Genomic DNA, 15952 nt, shown 5'->3' with positions numbered 1-15952 from the left:
GATGCGCTGGCTGGTCGATACGCCGACGGGGCAGGGGCGGATCAAGGCGGGCGTCCCGGCGGGCTGGACCGTGGCGCACAAGACCGGCACCGGCGGCTATGGTCCCGTGAACGACATCGGCGTCCTTTATCCGACGGACGGCGCGCCCATCGCCATCGCGGTCTATTTCCACGCCACGAAGGATTCGACCGACGCCCAGCGCGAGGCTGTGATCGCCGATGCGACCCGGCAGGCGCTCAAGGCGCTGGGGCATGGCTGAGGGCCGCCGAATCCTGTCATCAGGCGACATGACCTTCGCACGTCGTCATGGCTGACGCGCCCATCCTGATGAAGGACGGCATGGCGCGCCCCACGGGGCGTGACGCGCTCGGCTGGCTGATGCGCGGCGAGGTCGGCATGGCGGTCGGCGTCATCGCCGTCATCATGCTGCTGATCCTGCCGGTCCCGAAGATGCTTCTGGATCTGCTGCTGGCGATCTCGCTTGTGTCCAGCGTGCTGATCCTGATGACGGCCGTGATGATGAAGCGGCCGCTGGACTTCGCCATCTTTCCCACGGTGCTGCTGGTCTCGACCTTGTTCCGGCTGGGGCTGAACCTGGCCTCGACGCGGCTGATCCTCAGCAACGGCCAGGAAGGCCACGACAGCGCCGGCAAGATCATTCAGGCCTTCGGCGAGCTGATGATGGGGGGCAACTTCATCATCGGGGTGATCATCTTCGCCATCCTGCTGGTGGTGAACTTCGTGGTCATCACCAAGGGCGCGACCCGTATCGCCGAGGTCTCGGCCCGCTTCACCCTGGACTCCATGCCGGGCAAGCAGATGGCCATCGACGCCGATCTGTCGGCGGGTCTGATCAACGAGGATCAGGCCAAGCTGCGCCGCAAGGAGCTGGAGCAGGAATCGACCTTCTTCGGGGCCATGGACGGCGCCTCGAAATTCGTGCGCGGCGACGCCGTGGCGGGCCTGATCATCACCTTCATCAACGCCATCGGCGGCCTGCTGATCGGGGTGGTGCAGCACGGCATGCCCGCCATGGAGGCGGCCAACACCTATGTTCAGCTGACCGTCGGCGACGGCTTGGTGACGCAGATCCCGGCCATCATCGTCTCGGTCGCTGCGGGCTTCCTGGTGACCAAGGCGGGGGTCGAGGGTTCGGCCGACAAGGCCTTCGTCGCCCAGTTGGCCAGCAATCCGGTGTCGCTGGGCGTGGTGTCGGGCACGGCGGGTCTGATCGGGCTGATCCCCGGCATGCCGTTGCTGCCCTTCGCGGCGCTGGCGCTGGGGACGGGCTTCATGGCGTGGAAGCTGGGCCGTGACCGGCTGAAGCCGCCGCCCGCCGAGCCGGTGAACCTGAAGCCGAAGGAAGACGTAGAGGAGCCGATCTCCACCGCCCTGACCATCGACGAGGTGAAGATCGAACTGGGCTACGCCCTGCTGGCCCTGATCAACGACCTGGAAGGCCGCCGCCTGACCGATCAGATCCGCGCCCTGCGCCGCTCGCTGGCCCAGGAGTACGGCTTCGTCATGCCCAGCGTGCGCATCCTCGACAACATGCGCCTGTCCAATCAGGGCTACGCCATCCGCATCAAGGAGATGGACGCCGGTTCGGGCGAGGTGCGCCTGGGCTCCCTGATGGCGATGGACCCGGCGGGCCGTCAGGTCGAGCTGCCCGGCGAACATACGCGCGAGCCCGCCTTCGGCCTGCCTGCGACCTGGATCGACGAATCCCTGCGCGAAGAGGCGACCTTCCGCGGCTACACCATCGTCGACCCCTCGACGGTGCTGACCACGCACCTGACCGAAATCCTCAAGGAGAACATGGCCGAGCTGCTCTCCTACGCCGAGGTGCAGAAGCTGCTGAAGGAGCTGAAGGGCGAGGAGCAGAAGCTGGTCGAGGAGCTGATCCCTTCGGTCGTCACCGTGACCACGCTGCAGCGCGTCTTGCAGGCCTTGCTGCGCGAGAAGGTGTCGATCCGCGACCTGCCCGCCATCCTGGAAGGCCTGGCCGAGGCGGCGCCGCACACCACCAGCGTCGCCACCCTGGTCGAGCACGTGCGCGGCCGTCTGGCGCGTCAGCTGTGCTGGCAGCACAAGGCCGACGACGGCGCCCTGCCCATCGTCACCCTGTCGCCGGAATGGGAACAGGCGTTCGCCGAGAGTCTGATCGGCCCCGGCGAGGACAAGCAGCTGGCCATGGCGCCCAGCAAGCTTCAGGACTTCATCCGCGCCGTTCGCGACGTGTTCGAGCGCGCCGCCATGACGGGCGAGAACCCGGTCCTGCTGACCGGGCCGCAGGTGCGCCCCTACGTCCGCTCCATCATCGAACGCTTCCGCGGTCAGACGGTGGTGATGAGCCAAAATGAGATTCATCCCAAGGCTCGGCTCAGGACGGTCGGCTCAGTCTAGGTCGCGGCGTGGTAAAGGCTGGACACGGCTTCGACGGCGAATAAGGTTCGGGGCATGAAACGCATTCGGCCGGCCCTGCGCACCTTCGGAAACTTCCTGCGCACCCCGACCCTCAGTCGCTCGATCATCGCCCTTCTGGCCCTGGCGTTGCTGCTGCTGCTGGCCGTCAATACGGCGACGCTGGTGATGATCCAGCGGACCTCCAACTACAACGACACCGTGGACCACAGCCAGCAGGTGCGCCTGGCGGCCAAGGACACGCTGATGCTGCTGACCGACGCCGAGACGGGGCAGCGCGGCTTCATGCTGACGGCGCGGGCCGAATATCTGGGCGTGCACGACAACGCCGTGGCCAAGCTGCCGGCGGTGATGGAGCGACTGGAGAGCCTAGTCGCCAACGACGCGGACTCCGCGGCGCGCGTGGTCAAGGTCAAGCAGATGGCGCGCGAGCGGCTGGCGTTGATGGATCTGACCATCGACCTGACGCGCACCGGCCGTATCGGCGAGGCCGTTTCGCGCATTCGCGGCGGCCAGGGCAAGGCTCTGATGGACGCCATGCGGGTCGAGCTGGCCGCCATCGACGCCATCGAGGCGCGACGCCTTGCCGAACGCACCAGTCAGTCGGAATGGGCCCAGGCCGTGACCGTGGCGGTCAACGCCTTGGCCGGGGTGCTGATCCTGGTGCTGGCGGGGATCAGCGTCTGGCTGGTGCGACGCTATGTGGCCGAGATCGAGGCCGCGCATTTCGAACTGGACCGGGTCAACGCCGGGCTGGAGAACGAGGTGCGCGATCGCACCGCCGAGCTGACCCGCGCCAATGAAGAGATTCAGCGCTTCGCCTATATCGTTAGCCATGACCTGCGCGCGCCTTTGGTCAACGTCATGGGCTATACCTCTGAACTGGAGCAGGTCGCCAAACAGCTGGATGAGCAGCTGACGGCGGTCGAGGCGGCCCACCCCGGCTTGGTGGACCCTGAAGCGGTGCGCGCCGTGCGTGAGGACGCGCCCGAGGCCGTGGGCTTCATCCGCACCTCTACGGCCAAGATGGACCGGCTCATCAACGCCATCCTGCGCCTGTCGCGCGAAGGGCGGCGCGCCCTGGCGCCCGAGCGGCTGGACATGACGGCCATGGTCCAGACCATCGCCGATACGGTTCACCATCAGGTGGTGGAGACGGGCGGCGAGGTGGTGATCGGTCGCCTGCCGGTGCTGGAGAGCGATCGTCTGGCGATCGAGCAGATCTTCGGCAACCTGATCGACAATGCGGTGAAGTATCAGCAGCCCGACCGCCCCATTCGGGTCGAGGTCCAGGGCCAGGAGACGCCCGGCGGTTGGGTCGAGTACCGCATCAGCGACAACGGCCGGGGCGTCTCGCCCAAGGATCATGAGCGGATTTTCGAGCTCTTCCGCCGCGCGGGCAAGCAGGACAAGCCGGGCGAGGGTCTGGGCCTGGCCTTCGTGCGCAACATCGTGCGGCGCCTCGGCGGCTCCATCGACGTCGAATCAGAACTCGGCCAGGGGTCGACTTTTCATCTGAAATTTCCGAAACGTCTGGCTATGCTGGGTGAGTACCAAGGAGATCGCCTGTGAGCCACTCGGTGAAGATCGTCATGGTCGAGGACGATCATGGGCACGCCAAGCTCATTGAGAAAAACATCCGGCGGGCCAACATCGCCAACGACATCGTCCATTTCGATCATGGCGAGGCGGCGCTCGACTATCTGTTCAGCGACGAGGTGGGGCGCACCGGCCCCCTGCTGATCCTTCTGGACCTGAACCTGCCGGACATGTCGGGCACGGATATCCTTGATCGGGTCAAGTCCGACGACAATCTGCGCCGCGCGCCCGTGGTCGTGCTGACCACCACCGACGACAAGGTCGAGATCCAGCGCTGCTACGATCTGGGCTGCAACGTCTACATCACCAAGCCGGTGGACTACGAAGCCTTTGCCGGTGCCATCCGCCAACTGGGCCTGTTCCTGTCGGTCATGCAGGCGCCCGAGATCTGACGCCGTGACGGAATCGGGGGCCGCCATACGTCTCTTGTACATCGACGACGACCGGGGCTTGTCCCGCCTGGTCCAGAAGGAGCTCGGCCGTCACGGCTATGAGGTCATCTGCGCGCCTGACGCCGATACCGGCTATGAGGTGCTGAAGGCGGGCCAGTTCGATGTCTGCGCCCTGGACCACTACATGCCGGGCCGCGAAGGTCTGGACGTCCTGCCCGACATCCTGGCCCTGCCCACGCCGCCGCCGGTGGTCTATGTCACGGGCGCTCAGGACGGCCGCATCGCCGTCGCCGCCCTGCGCGCCGGGGCCGCCGACTACGTCATCAAGGACGTGTCCGAGGACTTCACCGCCCTGTTGCGCTCAGCCGTCGAGGACGCCCTGCTGCGGCGCCGCCTGGAGCGCGAGAACGAAGAGGCGCATGAAGAGGTCCGCCAGGCGCGCGACCGCGCCGAGGCCCTGCTGCGCGAGGTGAACCATCGCGTCGGCAACTCCCTGCAACTGGTGTCCAGCTTTATCTCCCTGCAACTGCGCCAACTGGCCGACGAGGGCGCGCGCGACGCTCTGCGAGAGGCCCAGGTGCGGATCGAGGCCGTGGCTCATGTTCACCGTCGCCTCTACACCTCGGCCGATGTCGAGCGGGTGCAGATGGATGAATACCTGGCTGGCCTGGTCGAGGAACTGGGCAAGTCCATCGGTCCCGACAGCGGCGGGGCGCGACTGACCCTGCGCGCCGAGGCCTTGCAGGTGACGACCGATCAGGCCGTCTCCCTGGGCGTCATCGTGACGGAGCTTGTCACCAACGCCGTCAAATACGCCTATGAGCCGGGTGCGGCAGGCGAGATCCGCGTGATCCTCAAACGCTTGGAGGACGGACGACGCGCCCAACTGACGGTCGAGGATGACGGCCCCGGCCTGGGCGACGGCCTGCCCAAGGGGACGGGCCTGGGCTCCAAGATCATTTCGGCCATGGCGGGCGGGCTGCGCTCGGCGATCGAGGTGGACCCGGCGCATCACGGCGTGCGCGCCCGTCTGGCGTTTGATCTCTGACGACGCTTTGGGGGTTTCGCCCGGCGGCGGGGCAGGGTTAGTCTCCCACGATGAAGCTTCAGTTCGGCACGGCCCGCCCCGGTCTCGATTACATCCACCGTCCCGCCGTCTTCGGCATCGCCGAGCGTGACGGCCGCCTGGCCTGCGTGCGTGTGGATCGCGGCGACGGACACGCCTATTTTGACCTGCCCGGCGGCGCCCTGGACGGCGAGGAGACGGAACAGCAGGCCCTGGTGCGAGAGTTCGCCGAGGAGACCGGCCTGATCGTCGAGCCGGTCGACCGCCTGACCGAGGCGGCGCAGTATTTCCTCAAGTCGGACGGCACGCCGGTCAACAATGTCGGCGGCGTCTGGCTGGTCAACGTGACCGGCGCCGATCCTTCGACCAAGCAGGAAGCCGACCATGAGCTGGTCTGGCTGGAGCCCTTGCGCGCCCTGTTCAGCCTGCGTCACGAGGCGCATAGCTGGGCCGTCGCGCGCTGGCTGCGCGACCGTCATGCCGCAGCCTCCGCCTCGGAACCTCGCTAGAGAAAAAGGGTTGTTTTCCTGACGGGCCGCCAGTCCCGGCGGTCCGCATGACAGGGAGCTCCCCATGCCTGACCACGACCGTATCGAAGGCGCCGCCAAGAACATCGGCGGCAAGCTCAAGGAAGCCGCCGGCAAGCTGACCGGTGATGAAAAGCTGAAAGCCGAAGGCCGCGCCGATCAGGTCGCGGGCAAGGTCCAGAACGCTGTCGGCGGCGTGAAGGACGCGCTCAAGGGCGACAAGGGCTGATCGAATTCGAAGTGCCCGGCCGTCGCCAGGATTTGGCGGCGGCCGCACGCCTTGAGGACGAAAATTTGGGCGTTCCTCTCGAAGGTTCGCTTGCGGTCTCGACTGCAGCTCGCCGCAGAGACGCCGTTTCAGTTGCGGCGATCGCCTCTCAGCCGCCATCTCGCTGGAATCAGTTCTAGTATCGCTGGCATGTCAGTCGCTGCGCGAGGAGTGGGCGGATGTGGTCGCGTCGGTCAATGTTGTTGGGAGTTGCTGGGCTAAGTATAGCGCCCGCGACGCCTCTATTGGCGCAGGAAGCGCTGTCTAAGAATGACCAGTTCTTCACCGAAGGCCGCTATCTGCCGACCTATCTCGATCTGAAGGCCAAGGCTGAAGCGGGTGATCAAGGGGCGCGCCAGATGTTCGGTCAGTTCGCGTCTTTCCTGGGGGACGAGGCGACGGCCGTCGGCTTGGATGAGCGACCTCCGCAGCCATCGTTGATTCCGCCCGACCTGGACGGCGCCGTGGCGTGTGATGCGATCGAGGCCATCGTCGAGGCGGCCCGCAATACCCGCATCGTCATCTTGAATGAAGCGCACAATGTTTCCGGACATCGCGCTTTCGCCGCCAAGGTGATGCGGGCTTTGCGGCCGCTGGGCTATGATTGGTTCGCAGCCGAGACTTTCACTCCGCCTCAGCCTGAGCCGTATGTTCGGATCGGCGGCTACGCCAGGGGCGCGCCCTTTCTGGCCAGTTACGGCTACTACACCCATGATCCGGTTTTCGCCGAGACGGTGAGGGAGGCGGCCCGGCTCGGCTATCGCTTCTCGGACTATGAACAACGCTTCGACCAGGGGGCGCCTGATGACGCAGACGGCGCCACGCAGATCGCAACGCGGGAAGAAGCCCAGGCCGACAACCTGATCGCCAACGTCCTGTCCGCCCATCCCGACGCGCGGGTCTTCGTCTTCGTCGGCTATAGTCACGCGATGGAGAAGCCCGGTCGGGGCGGAACCTGGTTCGCCGCACGCCTGAAGGCCAAGACGGGTATCAATCCTCTGACGATCGAGCAGTCGATGAACTGGCCCGCGATCGCGCCCGAGAACGATGCGCCGCATGTGGCGGCTGTCCTGGCCCGCTTTGCGCCTGAGGCGCCGATCGTGGTGGCGAAGGGCGGTGAGAGCATCGCCTCGCCCAACTATGCCGGAAAGATGGATCTGTCGGTCTTCCATCCGCGCACTGAGTCCGTGGCGGGGCGGCCGGGATGGCTGGCGGCGGATTCCGAGCGGCGGCGCGTGACGATCAAGGTTCCGCCGCTGGACGAACTGGTGCTGATCCAGGCCCTGTCGATGGCGGAAGCCACGGCCGGTCCGCCGTCGGATCACTATCTGCTGCCGCCCGGCGCGTCGGAGGCGACCTTCTTCCTTCACCCAGGCCGCTATTTCTTCCGTCAGGAGACAGCGGCGGGCATTCAGCCGGCCTTCGGCGTCCTCAGCGTCGATTAGCGCGCCAGGGTCCGCATCGCCCGCTCCAGCCCTTCCAGCGTCAGGGGGAACATGCGGTGCTCCATGACCTCGCCGATTAGGCTGACCGAGGGGGTGTAGCTCCAGTGGCGTTCGGGGACGGGGTTCAGCCAGACAGACTTGTCCCACTGTTCGCGGGCGCGTTTCAGCCAGACGGCGCCGGCCTCCTCGTTCCAGTGCTCGACCGAGCCGCCGGGCATAGTCACCTCATAGGGCGACATGGTCGCATCGCCGACGAAGATGGCGCGCCAGTCGCCGGGGTACTTATGGATCAGATCCCAGGTGGGGATGCGTTCGCTGTGGCGGCGTCGATTGTCCTTCCACACCCCTTCGTAGAGGCAGTTGTGGAAGTAGAAGAACTCTAGGTTCTTGAACTCGCTCCGCGCGGCCGAGAACAGCTCTTCACACAGCTGGATATGGCCGTCCATCGAGCCGCCGACGTCGAGGAACAGCAACACCTTGATCGTATTACGCCGCTCGGGCCGCATATGGATGTCCAGCCAGCCCTGACGTGCCGTGCCGTCGATGGTGCCGTCGATGTCCAGTTCCTCGGCCGCGCCTTCGCGGGCGAAGCGGCGCAGGCGGCGCAACGCCACCTTGATGTTGCGCGTCCCCAGTTCGACCGTGTCGTCCAGGTTCCTGTATTCGCGCTTTTCCCAGACCTTGACCGCGCGGCCGTGACGGCCGGGGCCGCCGATGCGGACGCCCTCGGGGTTGTAGCCGCCGTGGCCGAAGGGGCTGGTTCCGCCCGTGCCGATCCAGCGGTTGCCGCCCTGGTGGCGCTCCTTCTGCTCTTCCAGGCGCTGCTTCAGCGTCTCCATCAACTGCTCGAAACCGCCGAGCGCCTCAACTTGCGCCTTCTCTTCGTCGGTCAGGTATTTTTCGGTCAGCAGGCGCAGCCAGTCCTCGGGGATGGCGGCGGTGATCTCATCGCCGGGGCCGACGCCCTCCAGTCCCTTGAATACCTTGCCGAAGACCTGATCGAAGCGATCGTAGTGCTTCTCGTCCTTGACCAGGACGGCGCGCGACAGGTGGTAGAAGGCCTCGACGTCGCGTCCCGCCACGCCCTTGTCCATGGCCTCCATCAGATGGAGCCATTCCTTGAGCGACACAGGCACCTTGGCCTCGCGCAGGGCGGTGAAGAAGGGCAGCAGCATGGGTTCAGACTGGCCCCGGCCTAGCCGCGCCGCAAGATGAACTCGTCGTCCATCCAGGCGCCGACAGGATACTGATATTCGCCCGCCTTCTCGAAGCCGTAGGCGGCGTACAGCTTCTGGGCCTTTTCGTTGCCGCTCCAGACGCCGATCCACAGAGGGCCGTCGGTGTGGGCCTCCATCCAGTCCAGGGAGATCTTCAGCAGCTTCGTGCCCAGGCCCAGCCCTTGCGCCTGCTTGCCGACGTAGAGGCGGCGCAGCTCGGCGTGGCTGGCGCGGCCGTCGGGGTGGGGCAGGGTGTTCGGCCCGGCGTTGGCGAAGGCCAGGAGCTCGCCGTCGCGCTCGGCCACCCACCATGCGGCGCCGGGCTCGGCCAGCTTCTTGGTGATGGCCTCGGCGTTGAAGCTGGCGTCCAGGAACATGGTCAGGTCGGCGGTCGGATAGGGAATGCCGAAGCCGGTGACGAAGGTGTCGATGAAGGTCTGGCGTCCCAGCACGGCCAAGGCGGCGGCGTCATCGGGGCGGGCGGGACGGATCACGGGTTCGCTCATGACCGACGCATAGCGCCGCGCGAAGGCCGGGTGAAGGCGCGTCGGGACGTCCCGCGCCCTGCTCATTGCAGCCTCGTCATCTTTGCGTGGTTGCAGGGGCGCGCGGCGGGAGCTACCACCTTTGTCCAAGGTGCGCTGTTCGCGGCGCACGCCAATGCTGGGATCGGGGAGGTAAAGGGACGCCAAGGCCTTGGTTTCACAGGCTGATCCCCGTGCTATGACTTCTCCTGCACTCATGACTCATTCCGAATCCGCAGTTCAGACGCCGGTCGCGGCCGCCCGCTCCGCCGAGTCGGAGACCGCCCATGGCGCGATCACCCTGGCGCGCCATGGCGAGCCGGCGCTGTCGCGCAAATGCATGATCACCTCGGACCAGTATCGCGACTGGTGGGGCCGGTATGAGATCGGCGGCCTGCGCGCGGGGCAGACGCCGCCCCAGGCCCTGCTGAGCACGGCCGAGGGCGCCGGGGCGATCTACGCCTCCACCCGGCCGCGCGCGCAGGAAACCGCCCGCGCCGTGGCCCCGGATCGCGACGTGCTGGTCGACGCCCTGTTCATCGAGGCCCCCCTGCCGCCGCCGCATTTCCCGGCCTGGATCAAGCTGTCGCCGCGCTACTGGGGCGTGATCTCGCGCATCTGGTGGCACGCCTTCAACCACCACGAGGGCCAGGAAACCCGCGCCGAGGCCGAGGTCCGCGCCGACCAGGCCGCGCGCGTTCTGATCGCCCGCGCCTCGGAAGGTCATGACGTGCTGGTGCTGGCGCACGGCTATTTCAACCACATGGTCGGCCAGCGTCTGAAGGCGCACGGCTGGCGTCTGGCCCATAACCAGGGCTTCAAATACTGGTCCCAGCGCCGTTTCGTGAAGCGCTGACGTCGCGGGGTCAGGAAGGCCGTTGAAGCGGCGCGCCTGCCTCTCTAGGTTGCGCCCATCATGACTGACGCATCCGCTTCCCCCACCGTGCCCGCCGACCTCAGCTTCGAGGACGCCCTGTCGCGTCTGGAGGGCATCGTTTCGCGCCTGGAATCGGGTCAGGCGCCGCTCGAGGAGTCCATCGCCCTGTACGAAGAGGGCGCGCGGCTGAAGGCTCACTGCGAGGCGCGGCTGAAGGCCGCCCAACTGCGGGTCGAGAAGATCGTCGTCGGCGCCGACGGCCAGGCCAAGGGCGTCGAACCGGCCGAGTTCGGCTGATGTCCGGTTCCGAAATCGCGCCGCAGATCGGCTTCGACGACTTCATGAAGGTGGACGTTCGCGTCGGCCAGATCATCAAGGCCGAGCCGTTTCCCGAGGCCCGCAAGCCCGCCTATAAGCTGACCATCGACTTCGGCGAGGCGATCGGCGTCAAGAAGTCCTCGGCCCAGATCACCCATCACTACACCCTGGACGAGTTGCACGGCCGCAAGGTCGCCGCCGTCGTCAACTTCCCGCCGCGCCAGATCGGGCCGGTGATGTCCGAGGTGCTGACGCTCGGCTTCCCGGATGCGGAAGGGAATGTCGTCCTGGCCGGCGTCGATCGCGACCTGCCGCTGGGCGGGAGGCTGTTTTGACCATGCTCGCCGCCAATTCGCCGGAACAGGCCGTCATCGACCGCGTGGCCGAGATCGCCGATCTGGTCACGGTCGCCCTGGACCAGCTGCTGCCGCGCGCTGACGGCCCGGAAGCGCGCCTGACCGAGGCCATGCGCTATGCGGCCCTGGGGCCGGGCAAGCGGTTGCGTCCCTTCTTCGCCATCGAGGCGGGCCGGATGCTGGAGGTCGAGGAGTGCGCCGTCCTGCGCGCCGCCTGCGCCCTGGAATGCGTCCACGCCTATTCGCTGGTGCATGACGACCTGCCTGCGATGGACGACGACGACGTGCGTCGCGGCCGCCCGACCCTGCACATCGCCTATGATGAGGCGACGGCCATCCTGGCGGGCGATGCGCTTCAGACGGCGGCCTTCGACATCATCCTTGATGAAGACACCCACGACGATGCGGCCGTGCGCTGCGAACTGGCGCGGCGTCTGTCCTTCGCGTCGGGCGCGCGCGGCATGGCGGGCGGCCAGATGATCGACCTGATGGGGGTGCGCGACGACCTGGGCGGCGTGGCCCGGATGCAGCGCCTGAAGACCGGCGCCCTGTTCGCCTACGCCTTCGAGATCCCGCTGATCATCGCCGACGCCAACGAAGCGGCGTGGCACGCCCTGACCAGCTTCGCCCACGACATCGGCCTGGCCTATCAGATCGTCGACGATGTTCTGGACGCCGAAGGCTCGGCCGAGGAGATGGGCAAGGCCGCGGGCGGCAAGGACGCGGCCCTGGGCAAGACCAACTTCGTCACCCTGCTGGGCGTCGACGCGGCGCGACAGAGGGTCGCGCATCTGGCCGATCAGGCTCGCTCGCACCTTGACCTGTTCGGTCATGAGGCCGAAATCCTCAAGGCCAGCGTGGACTTTGTGCTTAAACGCCGGTCCTGATAGGAAACGCGCCCGCCCTCAGCGGGTTACTGTTTGACGCTCCGTCGTCTGAAGGCCCCCGATCCCCATGCCCAACACCCCGCTTCTCGACACCGTCAAGTTTCCCGCCGACACGCGGGGCTTCGACATTCCCCAGCTGAAACAGCTGGCGGACGAGGTGCGGGCCGAGACCATCGACGCCGTGTCCGTGACCGGCGGCCACCTGGGCGCGGGTCTGGGCGTGGTCGAGCTGACGGTCGCCCTGCACCATGTGTTCGAGACGCCGCAGGACATTCTGATCTGGGACGTCGGCCACCAGTGCTATCCGCACAAGATCCTGACCGGGCGTCGCGACCGTATGCGCACCTTGCGTCAGGGCGGCGGCCTGTCGGGCTTCACCAAGCGCTCCGAGAGCGAATACGACCCCTTCGGCGCAGCCCACGCCTCGACCTCCATCTCGGCGGCGCTGGGCTTCGCCGCCGCGCGCGACGCCAAGGGCGGCAACAACCGCGTCGTGGCCGTCATCGGCGACGGCTCCATGTCGGCGGGCATGGCCTATGAGGCGATGAACAACGCCGCCGAGGCCACCAGCGGCCAGCTGATGGTCATCCTGAACGACAACGACATGTCGATCGCCCCGCCCGTCGGCGGCATGAGCGCCTATCTGGCCAAACAGGTCTCGGGCGGCGCCTATCAGAACATCCGCAAGGTCGGGAAGAAGTTCGTCGACCATATGCCGCGCCCCTTCCGCGACGCCGCGCGCAAGGCCGAGGAATACGCCCGCGGCATGATCGTGGGCGGCACCCTGTTCGAGGAGCTGGGCTTCTACTACGTCGGGCCGATCGATGGTCACGACATGGAGAATCTGGTCCCCATCCTCAAGAATGCGGCGGCCATCACCGACCGCCCGGTGCTGGTCCACGTCGTCACGCAAAAGGGCAAGGGTTACGCCCCGGCCGAGAGCAGCGCCGACAAGCTGCACGCCGTGGTCAAGTTCGACGTGGTGTCGGGCAAGCAGGCCAAGGCCGTCTCCAACGCCCCCAGTTACACCAAGGTCTTCGGCACGGAACTGATCAAGCACGCGACAGTCGACCCGACCGTCATGGCCATCACCGCCGCCATGCCGTCCGGCACGGGGCTGGACCTGTTCGGCCAGGCCTTCCCCGACCGCACCTTCGATGTCGGCATCGCCGAGCAGCACGCCGTGACCTTCGCCGCCGGTCTGGCCGCCGATGGGATGAAGCCGGTCTGCGCCCTGTATTCGACCTTCCTGCAGCGCGGCTACGATCAGGTCGTCCACGACGTGGCGATCCAGTCCCTGCCGGTGCGCTTCGCCATGGACCGCGCGGGTCTGGTGGGCGCCGACGGCTCGACCCACGCCGGGTCGTTCGACATCGGCTATATGGGCGCCCTGCCGGGCATGGTGCTGATGGCGGCCTCGGACGAGGCCGAACTGGCGGCGATGATCTCGACCTCGCTGGCCATCGACGACCGCCCCAGCGCCTTCCGCTATCCGCGCGGCGAGGGCGTCGGCGTCGACATCCCCGAACTGGCCGCCCCGCTGGAGATCGGCAAGGGCCGCATCGTCCGCGAAGGCACGTCGGTCGCCATCCTGTCGCTGGGCACGCGCCTGCAGGAATCGCTGAAGGCCGCCGACATGCTGGCCGCCAGGGGCGTCTCGGCCACCGTCGCCGACGCCCGCTTCGCCAAGCCGCTGGACGCCGATCTGATCCTGCGCCTGGCGCGCGAGCACGAGGCTCTGATTACGGTGGAAGAGGGCGCCATGGGCGGCTTCGGCGCCTTTGTGCTTCAGTTGCTGGCTGAGAAGGGGGCGCTGGACGGCGGGCTCAAGATCCGCACCCTGCACCTGCCCGACATCTTCCAGGATCAGGACAAGCCCGAGGTCATGTACGCCCAGGCCGGCCTGAACGCCGAACATATCGCCGCCGCCGCCGTGACGGCTCTGGGCGTCGACGCCAGCCGGGCCGCACGCGCCTAGGTCGCAATCGACCATCCCCCCTTGGCCCCTGTGCTAGACTGCATGCGGGCCGAGGGGAGATTTCAGACGATTCAGACGAATTGGACTCTATTTTTTCTTTCTCTCACCAGAGAAGGGCGAGGGTCACAGCACCCCGATCATGCTGGCGACCAGCGGGTGGCGCACGATGTCGCGTTCGGCCAGGCGAACGACGGCGATCTCGGGCACGGCCTCCAGCCGCTCGGCGATGTCGGACAGGCCCGATACGCCCGGCAGCAGGTCCGACTGGTGCGGGTCGCCCGTCACCACCATGGTCGAGTGCCAGCCCAGTCGGGTCAGCAGCATCTTCAACTGGACGTAGGTGCAGTTCTGCGCCTCGTCCACGACGATGAAGGCGTTGTTCAGGGTGCGGCCGCGCATATAGCCGATGGGGGCGATCTCGATCAGACCCTCGGCCATCAGGGCCTTGACCCGCTTCATCGACAGGCGGTCCGACAGGGCGTCGTAGAGCGGCCGCAGATAGGGGGCCAGCTTGTCCTCCATGTCGCCGGGCAGGAAGCCGATCGATTCCCCGGCCTCGACCGCGGGGCGGCTCAGGACGATGCGGCCGACCTTGCCCGCCTCCAGCGCCTCGACCGCCTTGGCGACGGCCAGATAGGTTTTGCCCGTGCCCGCCGGGCCCAGCGCCAGCACCAGATTGGCGTGGTCGACGGCCTCCATCAGTTCGGCCTGACCGTCCGACTTGGGTTTCAGCGTCTTCATATAGCCCTGGTCCCGCTCGTCGTTCGAGGGGACGGGCGACCAGCCGCCGACGCGGGCGGGCAATCGCCGTACCTTGGCGTCCTGAATGAATTCGGGCGAATCCAGCACGCCTTCGCGCAGCTGACGCTTGATGGCCGATCGTTTGCTCATGGACGCCTCCAGGGCATGAAAAAAGGCGAGCCCGGCAGGGTCTCGCCTTGGTCGTCGGTGGGGGAGGTGGGGGCCGAAGTCGCGCAGCCGTCCCGAACGGTCGCAGGGTCTTCGCCGCAGCAGGTGCGTCGCCGTCCCCGAACTGGTCGTGAACACGCCAAGCGCATTCTCCAGCGTCTGACCGGACCGGGCTTGATCCGGCTTCGGATCCGGGGGCGAATGGGGCCTGCCGAATCGCATCAACAGTCTGATGCTAACGTGGTTTCTGAAGGGTTAAAGCCTTCATTTTAAGAAGAATAGGCGGTGTGCGGATGAGTGTTTACAGTCTGGGCGACAGCAAGCCTCAGCTTCCGCCGGAGGGCGAATACTGGATCGCGCCGAATGCAACCGTTCTAGGGAACGTGATTCTGCATCCGGGCGCCAGCATCTGGTTCAACGCCGTGCTGCGTGGCGATAATGATCCCATCGTCATCGGGGCGGACACGAATATTCAGGATGGCGGCATCCTGCATACTGACGTCGGCTCCCCCCTGACCATCGGCGCTGGCGTGACGGTGGGGCACAAGGTGATGCTGCATGGGTGCGAGATCGGCGACAACAGCCTGATCGGCATCGGCGCGGTCATCCTGAACGGCGCGCGCATCGGGAAGAACTGCCTGATCGGCGCCAACGCCCTGATCACCGAAGGCAAGGTCATCCCGGACAACAGCCTGGTCATGGGCCAGCCCGGCAAGGTGGTCCGGGAATTGGAAGAGGGGCAGATCGAGGCGCTGCGCCTCTCGGCCCAGCACTATGTACAGAACTGGCGCCGCTATGCGGGCGGGTTGAAACGTCTCGACTGATCCGTCGCCCCACAATGGCACGGCTCACAATGAGACAGACGGCCTGTGAGGCGGGCGGACTGTCGCAAACTCGCTTCAAGGGGGAGGAAAACGCCCAATGTCGGACATTTAAAACGGCCCGGCGTTTGCATCGGACCTGTCGACGATCAATTCAGGAGTCCGATCCCATGCGGATAGGGATTACGAAAATGCTGGCGGGAGCCGTGGCCTTTGTGGGGCTGATGGCGGTCGCCGATGCCGCAGCGGCGCAGTGTGGGCCTTCGAGCTGCCTGCCGCCTCCGCCGCCGACGCCGATGTTGCCGCCGCCGACGCCGATCACGCCGCCGGTGACGCCGCCGGGC

The 15952-nt window shown here is 66.7% G+C and carries 18 protein-coding genes; 14 read left to right on the top strand and 4 right to left on the bottom strand.

Translation table 11 applies throughout. The features are described from left to right. The 8 genes from B2Y21_RS12570 to B2Y21_RS12535 form a co-directional block, all read left to right on the top strand. The coding region (locus B2Y21_RS12570) for a serine hydrolase (RefSeq protein ID WP_292060206.1) at positions 1–259 on the top strand (259 nt) is incomplete at its 5' end. Between the two features lie 47 nt (positions 260–306). Then, complete coding sequence (gene flhA, locus B2Y21_RS12565) at positions 307–2406, top strand: flagellar biosynthesis protein FlhA (RefSeq protein WP_292060205.1); 2100 nt, start codon at positions 307–309, stop codon at positions 2404–2406. A 54-nt stretch (positions 2407–2460) separates the two neighbouring features. Continuing rightward, the gene (locus B2Y21_RS12560) at positions 2461–3996 is read left to right on the top strand and encodes a sensor histidine kinase (RefSeq protein WP_292060204.1); all 1536 of its coding nucleotides are present in this window, start codon (positions 2461–2463) and stop codon (positions 3994–3996) included. A 20-nt stretch (positions 3997–4016) separates the two neighbouring features. Then, positions 4017–4415, top strand: coding sequence for a response regulator (locus B2Y21_RS12555; protein WP_040344682.1), 399 nt, complete (start codon positions 4017–4019; stop codon positions 4413–4415). A gap of 4 nt (positions 4416–4419) precedes the next feature. After that, positions 4420–5463: a sensor histidine kinase gene (locus tag B2Y21_RS12550; protein WP_292060200.1), complete on the top strand. Its 1044-nt coding sequence runs from the start codon at positions 4420–4422 to the stop codon at positions 5461–5463. A gap of 50 nt (positions 5464–5513) precedes the next feature. Beyond that, positions 5514–5990 carry an NUDIX domain-containing protein gene (locus B2Y21_RS12545; protein WP_292060198.1) on the top strand — a complete coding sequence of 159 codons (477 nt, stop codon included), beginning with the start codon at positions 5514–5516 and terminating at the stop codon, positions 5988–5990. Positions 5991–6054: 64 nt separating this feature from the next. Further along, positions 6055–6237: a CsbD family protein gene (locus B2Y21_RS12540; RefSeq protein WP_087141890.1), complete on the top strand. Its 183-nt coding sequence runs from the start codon at positions 6055–6057 to the stop codon at positions 6235–6237. Positions 6238–6521: 284 nt separating this feature from the next. After that, positions 6522–7721, top strand: coding sequence for a hypothetical protein (locus B2Y21_RS12535; RefSeq protein ID WP_292060196.1), 1200 nt, complete (start codon positions 6522–6524; stop codon positions 7719–7721). On the opposite strand, the gene B2Y21_RS12530 is transcribed toward B2Y21_RS12535, so the two are convergent. Next, positions 7718–8896 (bottom strand): vWA domain-containing protein, encoded by a 1179-nt coding sequence (locus tag B2Y21_RS12530; RefSeq protein ID WP_292060194.1) that lies wholly within the window; start codon positions 8894–8896, stop codon positions 7718–7720. The two genes, B2Y21_RS12535 and B2Y21_RS12530, sit on opposite strands and share 4 nt — an antisense overlap. Positions 8897–8916: 20 nt before the next feature. Beyond that, positions 8917–9444 (bottom strand): GNAT family N-acetyltransferase, encoded by a 528-nt coding sequence (locus B2Y21_RS12525; RefSeq protein ID WP_292060192.1) that lies wholly within the window; start codon positions 9442–9444, stop codon positions 8917–8919. Between the two features lie 235 nt (positions 9445–9679). On the opposite strand from B2Y21_RS12525, the gene B2Y21_RS12520 reads away from it, so the two are divergent. From B2Y21_RS12520 to dxs, 5 genes are all read left to right on the top strand, one after another. After that, positions 9680–10318 carry a histidine phosphatase family protein gene (locus B2Y21_RS12520; RefSeq protein ID WP_292060191.1) on the top strand — a complete coding sequence of 213 codons (639 nt, stop codon included), beginning with the start codon at positions 9680–9682 and terminating at the stop codon, positions 10316–10318. A 60-nt stretch (positions 10319–10378) separates the two neighbouring features. After that, positions 10379–10636 (top strand): exodeoxyribonuclease VII small subunit, encoded by a 258-nt coding sequence (locus B2Y21_RS12515; protein WP_200166178.1) that lies wholly within the window; start codon positions 10379–10381, stop codon positions 10634–10636. Continuing rightward, on the top strand, positions 10636–10992 hold the full coding sequence (locus tag B2Y21_RS12510; protein WP_292060187.1) for a tRNA-binding protein: 357 nt from the start codon (positions 10636–10638) through the stop codon (positions 10990–10992). The genes B2Y21_RS12515 and B2Y21_RS12510 overlap by 1 nt, the downstream gene beginning before the upstream one ends. 2 nt (positions 10993–10994) lie before the next feature. Further along, complete coding sequence (locus B2Y21_RS12505; RefSeq protein ID WP_125901561.1) at positions 10995–11900, top strand: polyprenyl synthetase family protein; 906 nt, start codon at positions 10995–10997, stop codon at positions 11898–11900. A gap of 67 nt (positions 11901–11967) precedes the next feature. Then, positions 11968–13878, top strand: coding sequence for a 1-deoxy-D-xylulose-5-phosphate synthase (gene dxs, locus B2Y21_RS12500; RefSeq protein WP_292060186.1), 1911 nt, complete (start codon positions 11968–11970; stop codon positions 13876–13878). Between the two features lie 123 nt (positions 13879–14001). On the opposite strand, the gene B2Y21_RS12495 is transcribed toward dxs, so the two are convergent. Next, positions 14002–14781: a PhoH family protein gene (locus B2Y21_RS12495; RefSeq protein WP_125901560.1), complete on the bottom strand. Its 780-nt coding sequence runs from the start codon at positions 14779–14781 to the stop codon at positions 14002–14004. A 299-nt stretch (positions 14782–15080) separates the two neighbouring features. Between B2Y21_RS12495 and B2Y21_RS12490 the strand changes: the two genes are divergently transcribed. Then, complete coding sequence (locus tag B2Y21_RS12490) at positions 15081–15611, top strand: gamma carbonic anhydrase family protein (RefSeq protein WP_040344420.1); 531 nt, start codon at positions 15081–15083, stop codon at positions 15609–15611. A 151-nt stretch (positions 15612–15762) separates the two neighbouring features. On the opposite strand, the gene B2Y21_RS12485 is transcribed toward B2Y21_RS12490, so the two are convergent. Then, a partial coding sequence (locus B2Y21_RS12485) for a hypothetical protein (RefSeq protein WP_292060183.1) occupies positions 15763–15952 on the bottom strand: 190 nt, incomplete at its 5' end.

Origin of the sequence: Brevundimonas sp. UBA5936 (genome assembly GCA_002430835.1) — a bacterium.
Lineage (GTDB): Bacteria > Pseudomonadota > Alphaproteobacteria > Caulobacterales > Caulobacteraceae > Brevundimonas.
This window is presented reverse-complemented; position numbering and strand designations above follow the sequence as displayed.